Consider the following 7,046-nt stretch of genomic DNA (forward strand, 5'->3'; position numbering starts at 1 on the left):
ACTGACGGCGGAAGAGGCGGAATTCCTGCTCGCGGATTGCGGCGCCAAGGCGATCGCGGTCGGCGATTCCCTGGCCGATCTCGCCGTGCCCGAAGGGGTTACGGTGATCCCGGCGGCCCATCTGCGCGACCTCGCCGCGAACGGCCCGATGGGCGATTTCGCCGATACCGCGGCCGACGATCCTTCCTTCCTGGTCTATACCTCCGGCACCACGGGCAAGCCCAAGGGCGTGCTGCATGCCCAGCGCCAGGCCTATGGCCGGCGGCCCATGTATCAGGGCTGGTACGGTATTTCCGAGGCCGACACGGTGCTGCACACCGGTGCCTTCAACTGGACCTATACGCTCGGCGTCGGCCTGACCGATCCCTGGGCCAATGGCGCCACCGCCTGCCTCTACACCGGACCGCGCGACGCCACCATCTGGCCCCGCCTGATCGAGCGTTTCCGCGCCACCATCTTCGCCACCGTGCCCGGCCTCTACCGCCAGATCCTGAAATATGCCGAACCCGGGACTTGGGACCTCTCCAGTCTCCGCCACGGGCTTTCGGCGGGCGAGAGCCTGCCCGCCGTCACCCTCCAGCATTGGCGGGAGACGGTCGGCACCGAACTCTACGAAGCCCTCGGCATGTCGGAAATCTCGACCTATATCAGCCAGTGCCCGCCCGGCCCCGCCCGGCCCGGCTCGCCCGGCAGGCCCCAAGTGGGGCGCCGAGTGGCGATCCTCGATCCCGAGACCTGGGACGTCCTGCCCGCGGGCGAGATCGGCCTTCTCGCCGTCCACCGCAGCGATCCCGGCCTGATGCTCGGCTATTGGAACCGCCCGGCGGAGGAGGCCGAAGTGCTGCGCGGCGACTGGTTCGCGGGCGGCGACCTCGCCCATCTGGACGAGGCGGGTTACCTCTGGTTCCACGGCCGCAACAACGACCTGATGAATGCCGGCGGTTACCGCGTCTCACCGCTCGAAGTGGAGGCGGCACTGGCCGGCTTCCCGGCGATCGCCGATGTCGCGGTCGCCGAACGCCAGGTCTCCGAGACGGTCTCGATCATCTGCGCCTATGTCGTGCTGCGCGAAGGGGCAAGCCTCGACAAGGACGCCCTGCTCGCCCACGGCGCCCATCATCTCGCCGCCTACAAGCGGCCGAAGGACGTCCGGGTGGTGGACAGCCTGCCGCGCACCGCCAACGGCAAGGTGATGCGCCGGGCCTTGGCGCTGCTGTGACCATGCCCTATCCCTTCGCGGCGGCGACCGCCGGCCTTGCCGACGATTGGCGTGCCGTGGTCGCGGCGGCGGTGCCCGCCGTCGATCCCGCCTATCTCGCCTGGCTCGAAACCCAGCAATGGCTGCCCGGGCCGGATCTCATGCTGGCCTCCCTGCACCGGGTGCCGCTCGTGGGCGTCAAAGCCGTGCTGATCGGGGAATCGCCCTATCCGCGCGCCGCCTCGGCGATCGGGGAGGCCTTCAACGACGGCGCCGTGGGGCCGCTCTGGGCGCCCGGCGGCCTCGCCAAGCCGGTCAATCGGGCGACCTCGCTCCGCAACATCATGAAGATGCTGCTGGTCGCCGAAGGGCTGATCTCGCCCGCCGCCGCGGCAGCCGAAATCGCCGCCCTGAACCCCGCCGCCCTCGGCCTGGTGCCGACGCTGGACGCGCTGTTCCGCAACATCCGCGCGGCCGGGATCCTGGCGATCAACGCGATCCCCGTGCTGACCGCCAACAAGGCGCGTGACGCCAAGGCCTGGCGCCCCTTCATGGATCGTTTCCTGGCCGGCCTCCATGCCGCCCGGCCGGAGGCTCGGCTGCTGCTCTTCGGTGCCTTCGCACAGGCCCTGCGCGACCTGCCCGGCACGCGGAACTATCCGGTGCTGGCGGCCGAACATCCCTATAATATCGGCTTCATCAACGATCCGGCGGTGCTGGACTTTTTCCGTCCGCTGCACCTCCTGCGCGCCTGAGCGCGGCGAGGCCGACGCTGGCGACGATCAGCGCCGCACCGACGAAACCGCCGGTGCCGAGGCGGTCGCCCGCGATCCGCCCGATGATGCCGGCCCAGACCGGTTCGGTCGCATAGATCAGCGTGGCCCTGGTGGGCGACAGGCGGCGCTGCGCCCAATACATGGCGACATGGATCACCACGCTGCCGAGGCCGAGGCCGCCGGCGCAGAGGAAAAGCGTGAGGCTCGCCCCCGGCACGCCCTCGCCGTTCAGCGGCATGGCGGCGAAAGTGACCACGGCGATCACCACGAGCTGCACCCAAGAGACGCGCCGGCTGTCCACCCTGGCGGCGAAGGCGCCGATCACCACGATCTCGACCGCGATCACCGCGGCGCAGGCGATGGTCATCACCTCGCCCCGGCCGAGGTCGAAGCCGTCCACGCCCGGCCCGGCCAGCAGGACACTGCCGGCAAAGGCCATGGCGATGCCGATCCAAGCGACGAGGCCGGGCCGGTCGCGCAGGAAGACCAATTGGGCGAGCGGCACCAGCGGGATATAGAGCGCGGTCAGGAAGGCCGCTTTGCTGCTCGAAATGCTCTCGAGCCCGAGCGCCTGCAAGCCGTTGGCGAGGGCGACCGCGAACCCGGTCAGCACCCCGATGCCGAGTTCGAGCCGTGTCAGCCGGCCGAAACGCGGCGCCGCGACGAGACCGAGGGCGAGTGCCGCAAAGGCATAGCGCAAGCCTTGGAAGAACAGCGGCCCGGAAACTTCCAGCGCCGTCTTGATGACCAGGAAGGACGAGCCCCAGATCAGCGTGACGAAAAGCAGCAAGGCGACGGCGAGGCGCGGCACGCCCGCGTCCCAGCCCTGCCGGCCGGCCGTCGATTCCGTGCTCGCCATTCTTGAGCCTCCGCCCTTTGTGCAGTAAACTGCGCATATTGAGCAATATATTGCACAGCATGGACAGTCAAGCTCCCGTCCTCCGCCATCTCGCGGCCAATCTGCGCCGGCTGCGCCAGGCCGCCGGCCTGAGCCAGGAAGCCTTGGCCAAGGTTTCCGGCGTGTCCCGGCGCATGCTGGTCGCCATCGAGGCGGGCGAGAGCAACGTCAGCCTGTCGACCCTGGACCGTATCGCCGAAGCCCTGGGCGTGCTGCTGCCGGCCCTCATCGTCGATACCGAGGAAGCCTCCCCCGTGCTCGCCTGGCAGGGGCAGCGGGCGGAAAGCCGGGCCCATCTGCTGCAATCGGTGCCGGCGCGGCGCCAGGCCGAACTCTGGCTCTGGGAGCTGGCCCCGGGCGACACTTACGAATCGCCCGCCGATCCGGGCGACTGGCACGAGATGGTCTATGTCGTCGAAGGCCGGCTGACTCTGGTCTTTCCCGACCGGCGTCTGCACCTCGAAGCGGGCCAGTCCGCCGCCTACCCGAGCACGCGCCCGGTCGTGTTCGAGAATGCCGGCGACGGCCCGCTGCGACTCCTGCGCAACGTCGTCATCTGAGCCCTTGCCCGACGGCCGCCGACGGGCAACCATGCGGCCCACAACGATAATCATAAGGGAGAGAAATCGTGAGCCTGCAGGAAATGTCGCTGGTGCGTGGTGCCTTGTCCGCCATTCCGGACCGGCTGGAAACACCGCTCGAAGACATGCGCGTGCTCTATGAGACGCTGGCGCCGCCGGTCGACGCCGATGACGGCGCCACGGTCGAAAAACTGAGCATCGCCGGGCGCGACGCCGAATTCACCGTGCCCGCGGGTGCCGATGCCACGGCCGCCATCCTCTATCTCCACGGCGGCGGCTATTGCCTGGGTTCGCTCAACACCCACCGCCGGCTGGCGCGCAGCATCGCCGCGGCGGCCGGCGTCGCCGTGCTGGCGATCGACTACCGCCTGGCCCCGGAACATCGCTGCCCCGCCGCCGTCGAGGACGCCCTGGCGGCCTGGCGTTGGCTGCTCGACCGCGGCTTCGCGCCGAGCCGTGTCGCCTTCTCCGGCGACTCTGCGGGCGGCGGCCTCACCATCGCCACCATGGTGGCGGCGCGCGATGCCGGCATGTCCCTGCCCGGCGCCGCCTTCTGCATTTCGCCCTGGGTGGAACTCGCCAACAACCTGCCCTCGATGGCGGCCAAGGCCTCGGTCGATCCCATGATCGGCAAGGCGCGGCTCGACATGATGACGGCGATCTATCTGGCCGGGCGGCCGGTGGGCGACGAACTGGCCTCTCCCCTCCATGCCGATCTGACCGGTCTGCCGCCGGTGCTGATCCATGTCGGCTCGGCCGAATGCCTGCTCGACGATTCGGTCCGCCTCGCCGGGGCGCTGGGCGCCGCCGGGGTCGAGGCGCGGCTCGAAATCTGGCCGCAGATGATCCACGTCTGGCATTTCTTCGCCCCCATGCTGAGCGAGGGGCGCGACGCCATCGTCTCCGCCGGGGCCTGGCTGAAGGAGAAGCTCCGCGAATGAGCGAAGCGATCAAGATCGAGATCGTCTCCGACGTCGTCTGCCCCTGGTGCTGGATCGGCAAGCGCCGGCTCGACCGGGCGATGGAGGCCCTGCCGGCAATCGCCGTGGAGCGGATCTGGCGGGCCTATATGCTGAACCCGGACATGCCGCCCGAAGGCATGGACCGGCGCCAGTACATGGCGGCCAAATTCGGCGACCGCAAGGACCTGCACAAGCCGCTCCTGGAGATCGGCGAGGCCGAGGGCATCCCCTTCGACTTCCATGCGATCCAGCGCATGCCCTCCAGCCTGGACGCCCACCGCCTGATCCGCTGGGCGCGCACGGCCGGCGTCCAGGCCACGGTGGTCGAAGACCTGTTCCAGCGCTATTTCGCCGAAGGCCGTGACATCGGCGATCACGGCGAACTGGTGGCCGCCGCCGCGGCCGCCGGCATGGACGCGGACGTCGTCGCCGAACTGCTGTCCGGCGACGGTGACGTCGAACTGATCCGGCGCGAAGACGCTTTGGCCCGTCAGATCGGCATCCAGGGCGTGCCGACCTTCATCATTCAGGGCAAATGGGCGCTGGTCGGCGCCCAGCCGGTCGAAGCCTGGGCCGAGATCCTGCCCCGCGTCGCGGCCGGCGAGGATCTGGCAGCGGGCTGACGGCGATGCACCACCTGACCGGCAGCTGCCACTGCGGCAATATCGAGATCACGGTCGGCCTGCCCAAACCGCCGGCTGATTACCGCCCGCGGGCCTGCGACTGCATCTTCTGCACCAAGCATGGCGCGGCTTACGTCTCGGACCCGGCGGGCCGCCTCGGCATCGTGGTGAACGAGCGCAGCCAGGCGCAGGAATACAGCCAGGGCAGCGGCACCGCGCGCATGTTGCTGTGCCGGAAATGCGGGGTGCAGATGGCCGGCCTCTACCGCGACGGCCCCCGTCTCTTCGCCGCGATCAACGTGCGGATGATCGACGGCGCCGCCGTCTTCGGGGAAAGCCTGCCGGCCTCGCCCCGGAAGCTGAGCCCGGCCGAAAAGGTCGAACGCTGGAAGCAGCTCTGGTTCCCCGATGTCACCTTCGAGGTAACGGGCTAGGTAACGGGCTAGCGCCGCCAGCGCTTCGGCGGCGGTGGCGGCGCCTTTGGTTGTGGCTTCGGCGGCGCGGGCGGCGGCGCCTTCATCGGGGCGACCGGGCCGCCGTCGGCGATCTCGGCCAGGCGCAGCGCCAGGTGGAAGGCGCCCTTCAGGCGCTTGTCCAACTCGCTCCAATCCTGCAACCAGACGAGTTTCTGATCCGGCCTGAGCTTGATCGTCCCGGCCGAGCCGGAGAGCCATTGCACGAGACCGGCCGGATTGGCGAAGGCCTGGTTCCGGAAGGTCACGGTGCCGCCCTTCGGCCCGGCGTCCAGCTTCTCGACCCCTGCGCGTTTCGCCAGCGCCTTCATCTCGACGATGGTCAGCAGGTTCTTCACGGCGTCCGGCAGCGGGCCGAAACGGTCGATCATCTCGGCCGCGAAGCCGTCGATCTCGGACCGGGTTTCGAGCTTGGAGACGCGGCGATAGAGGCCCATGCGAAGCTCGAGGTCGGCGATGTAATCCTCGGGGATCAGCACCGAGGCTCCGACATTGATCTGCGGCGACCATTCGCCGTCACCGATGCCGTCGTCGACCCCGCCCGCCATCTTGGCCTTGAGGATCGCCTCTTCCAGCATCTCCTGATAGAGCTCGAAGCCGACTTCGCGGATGTGACCGGACTGTTCCTCGCCGAGGAGATTGCCGGCGCCGCGGATGTCGAGGTCGTGGCTGGCCAGGGTGAAGCCGGCGCCCAGCTCTTCGAGCGATTGCAGCACTTCGAGCCGCCGCTCCGCGGTCGCCGAGAGTTTCATGCGCGGCGGCACGGTCAGATAGGCGAAGGCGCGGTTCTTGGAACGCCCGATGCGGCCCCGGATCTGATAGAGCTGGGCCAGGCCGAACATGTCGGCCCGATGCACGACGAGCGTATTGGCGGTCGGAATGTCGAGGCCGGATTCGACGATGGTGGTCGACAGCAGCACGTCGTATTTGCCGTCGTAGAAGGCGTTCATCACGTCTTCCAGCTCACCCGCCGGCATCTGGCCGTGGGCCTTGACGAATTTCACTTCCGGCACATGTTCGCGCAGGAATTCGGCGGCATCGTCTAGATCCGAGATGCGCGGCACGACATAGAAGCTCTGCCCGCCGCGGTAATGTTCGCGCAGCAGGGCTTCGCGCAGCACCACGGGATCGAAAGGCATCACGAAGGTGCGCACCGCCAGGCGATCGACCGGCGGCGTCGCGATGATCGAGAGCTCGCGCACGCCCGACATGGCGAGTTGCAGCGTGCGCGGGATGGGCGTCGCGGTCAGGGTCAGGACATGGACATCGGCGCGGAGTTGCTTCAGGCGTTCCTTGTGGTTGACGCCGAAATGCTGCTCCTCGTCGATGATGAGAAGCCCCAGGTCCTTGAAGGCGATCGACTTGCCCAGCAGGGCATGGGTGCCGATCACGATGTCGACGTCGCCCCTGAGCAGGTCCTTCTTGGTCTCGCCCGCCTCCTTGGCCGTGACCAGGCGCGAGAGCTGCTCGACCCGCACCGGCAGGCCGGCGAAACGCTTCTTGAAGGTCGCGAAATGCTGCCGGCAGAGGAGCGT

The 7,046-nt window shown here is 68.7% G+C and carries 8 protein-coding genes; 6 read left to right on the plus strand and 2 right to left on the minus strand.

The window, feature by feature from the left end:
* Both WC493_RS20900 and WC493_RS20905 read left to right on the plus strand, forming a co-directional pair.
* On the plus strand, positions 1 to 1,219 hold a 1,219-nt coding region (locus WC493_RS20900; RefSeq protein ID WP_373068168.1), incomplete at its 5' end, for an acyl-CoA synthetase.
* 2 nt (positions 1,220 to 1,221) lie between these two features.
* Entirely contained in the window at positions 1,222 to 1,953 is a 732-nt protein-coding gene (locus WC493_RS20905; RefSeq protein ID WP_373068170.1) for a hypothetical protein, read from the plus strand.
* Here WC493_RS20905 and WC493_RS20910 read toward each other — a convergent pair.
* Positions 1,898 to 2,833, minus strand: coding sequence for a DMT family transporter (locus WC493_RS20910; protein ID WP_373068172.1), 936 nt, complete (start codon positions 2,831 to 2,833; stop codon positions 1,898 to 1,900). The genes WC493_RS20905 and WC493_RS20910 overlap by 56 nt on opposite strands.
* A gap of 59 nt (positions 2,834 to 2,892) precedes the next feature.
* Between WC493_RS20910 and WC493_RS20915 the strand changes: the two genes are divergently transcribed.
* From WC493_RS20915 to WC493_RS20930, 4 genes are all read left to right on the plus strand, one after another.
* On the plus strand, positions 2,893 to 3,432 hold the full coding sequence (locus tag WC493_RS20915) for a helix-turn-helix domain-containing protein (protein WP_373068174.1): 540 nt from the start codon (positions 2,893 to 2,895) through the stop codon (positions 3,430 to 3,432).
* 68 nt (positions 3,433 to 3,500) lie between these two features.
* Positions 3,501 to 4,394 (plus strand): alpha/beta hydrolase, encoded by an 894-nt coding sequence (locus tag WC493_RS20920; protein WP_373068176.1) that lies wholly within the window; start codon positions 3,501 to 3,503, stop codon positions 4,392 to 4,394.
* Positions 4,391 to 5,038: a DsbA family oxidoreductase gene (locus WC493_RS20925; protein ID WP_373068178.1), complete on the plus strand. Its 648-nt coding sequence runs from the start codon at positions 4,391 to 4,393 to the stop codon at positions 5,036 to 5,038. The genes WC493_RS20920 and WC493_RS20925 overlap by 4 nt, the downstream gene beginning before the upstream one ends.
* A gap of 5 nt (positions 5,039 to 5,043) precedes the next feature.
* Entirely contained in the window at positions 5,044 to 5,472 is a 429-nt protein-coding gene (locus WC493_RS20930; protein WP_373068180.1) for a GFA family protein, read from the plus strand.
* An 8-nt stretch (positions 5,473 to 5,480) separates the two neighbouring features.
* Here WC493_RS20930 and WC493_RS20935 read toward each other — a convergent pair.
* Positions 5,481 to 7,046, minus strand: a 1,566-nt coding sequence (locus WC493_RS20935) for a TRCF domain-containing protein (RefSeq protein WP_373068182.1), incomplete at its 5' end; no start/stop codon positions are given.

The sequence above is a fragment of the Zavarzinia sp. genome (assembly GCF_041650655.1).
In the GTDB taxonomy this organism is placed as follows: Bacteria; Pseudomonadota; Alphaproteobacteria; order Zavarziniales; family Zavarziniaceae; genus Zavarzinia.

Excerpts from the sequence above, each read along its gene's own strand:
- WC493_RS20910 (WP_373068172.1), bottom strand. The coding sequence starts at position 2,833 with ATGGCGAGCACGGAATCGACGGCCGGCCGGCAGGGCTGGGACGCGGGC.
- WC493_RS20930 (WP_373068180.1), top strand. The coding sequence starts at position 5,044 with ATGCACCACCTGACCGGCAGCTGCCACTGCGGCAATATCGAGATCACG.
- WC493_RS20915 (WP_373068174.1), top strand. The coding sequence starts at position 2,893 with ATGGACAGTCAAGCTCCCGTCCTCCGCCATCTCGCGGCCAATCTGCGC.
- WC493_RS20905 (WP_373068170.1), top strand. The coding sequence starts at position 1,222 with ATGCCCTATCCCTTCGCGGCGGCGACCGCCGGCCTTGCCGACGATTGG.
- WC493_RS20925 (WP_373068178.1), top strand. The coding sequence starts at position 4,391 with ATGAGCGAAGCGATCAAGATCGAGATCGTCTCCGACGTCGTCTGCCCC.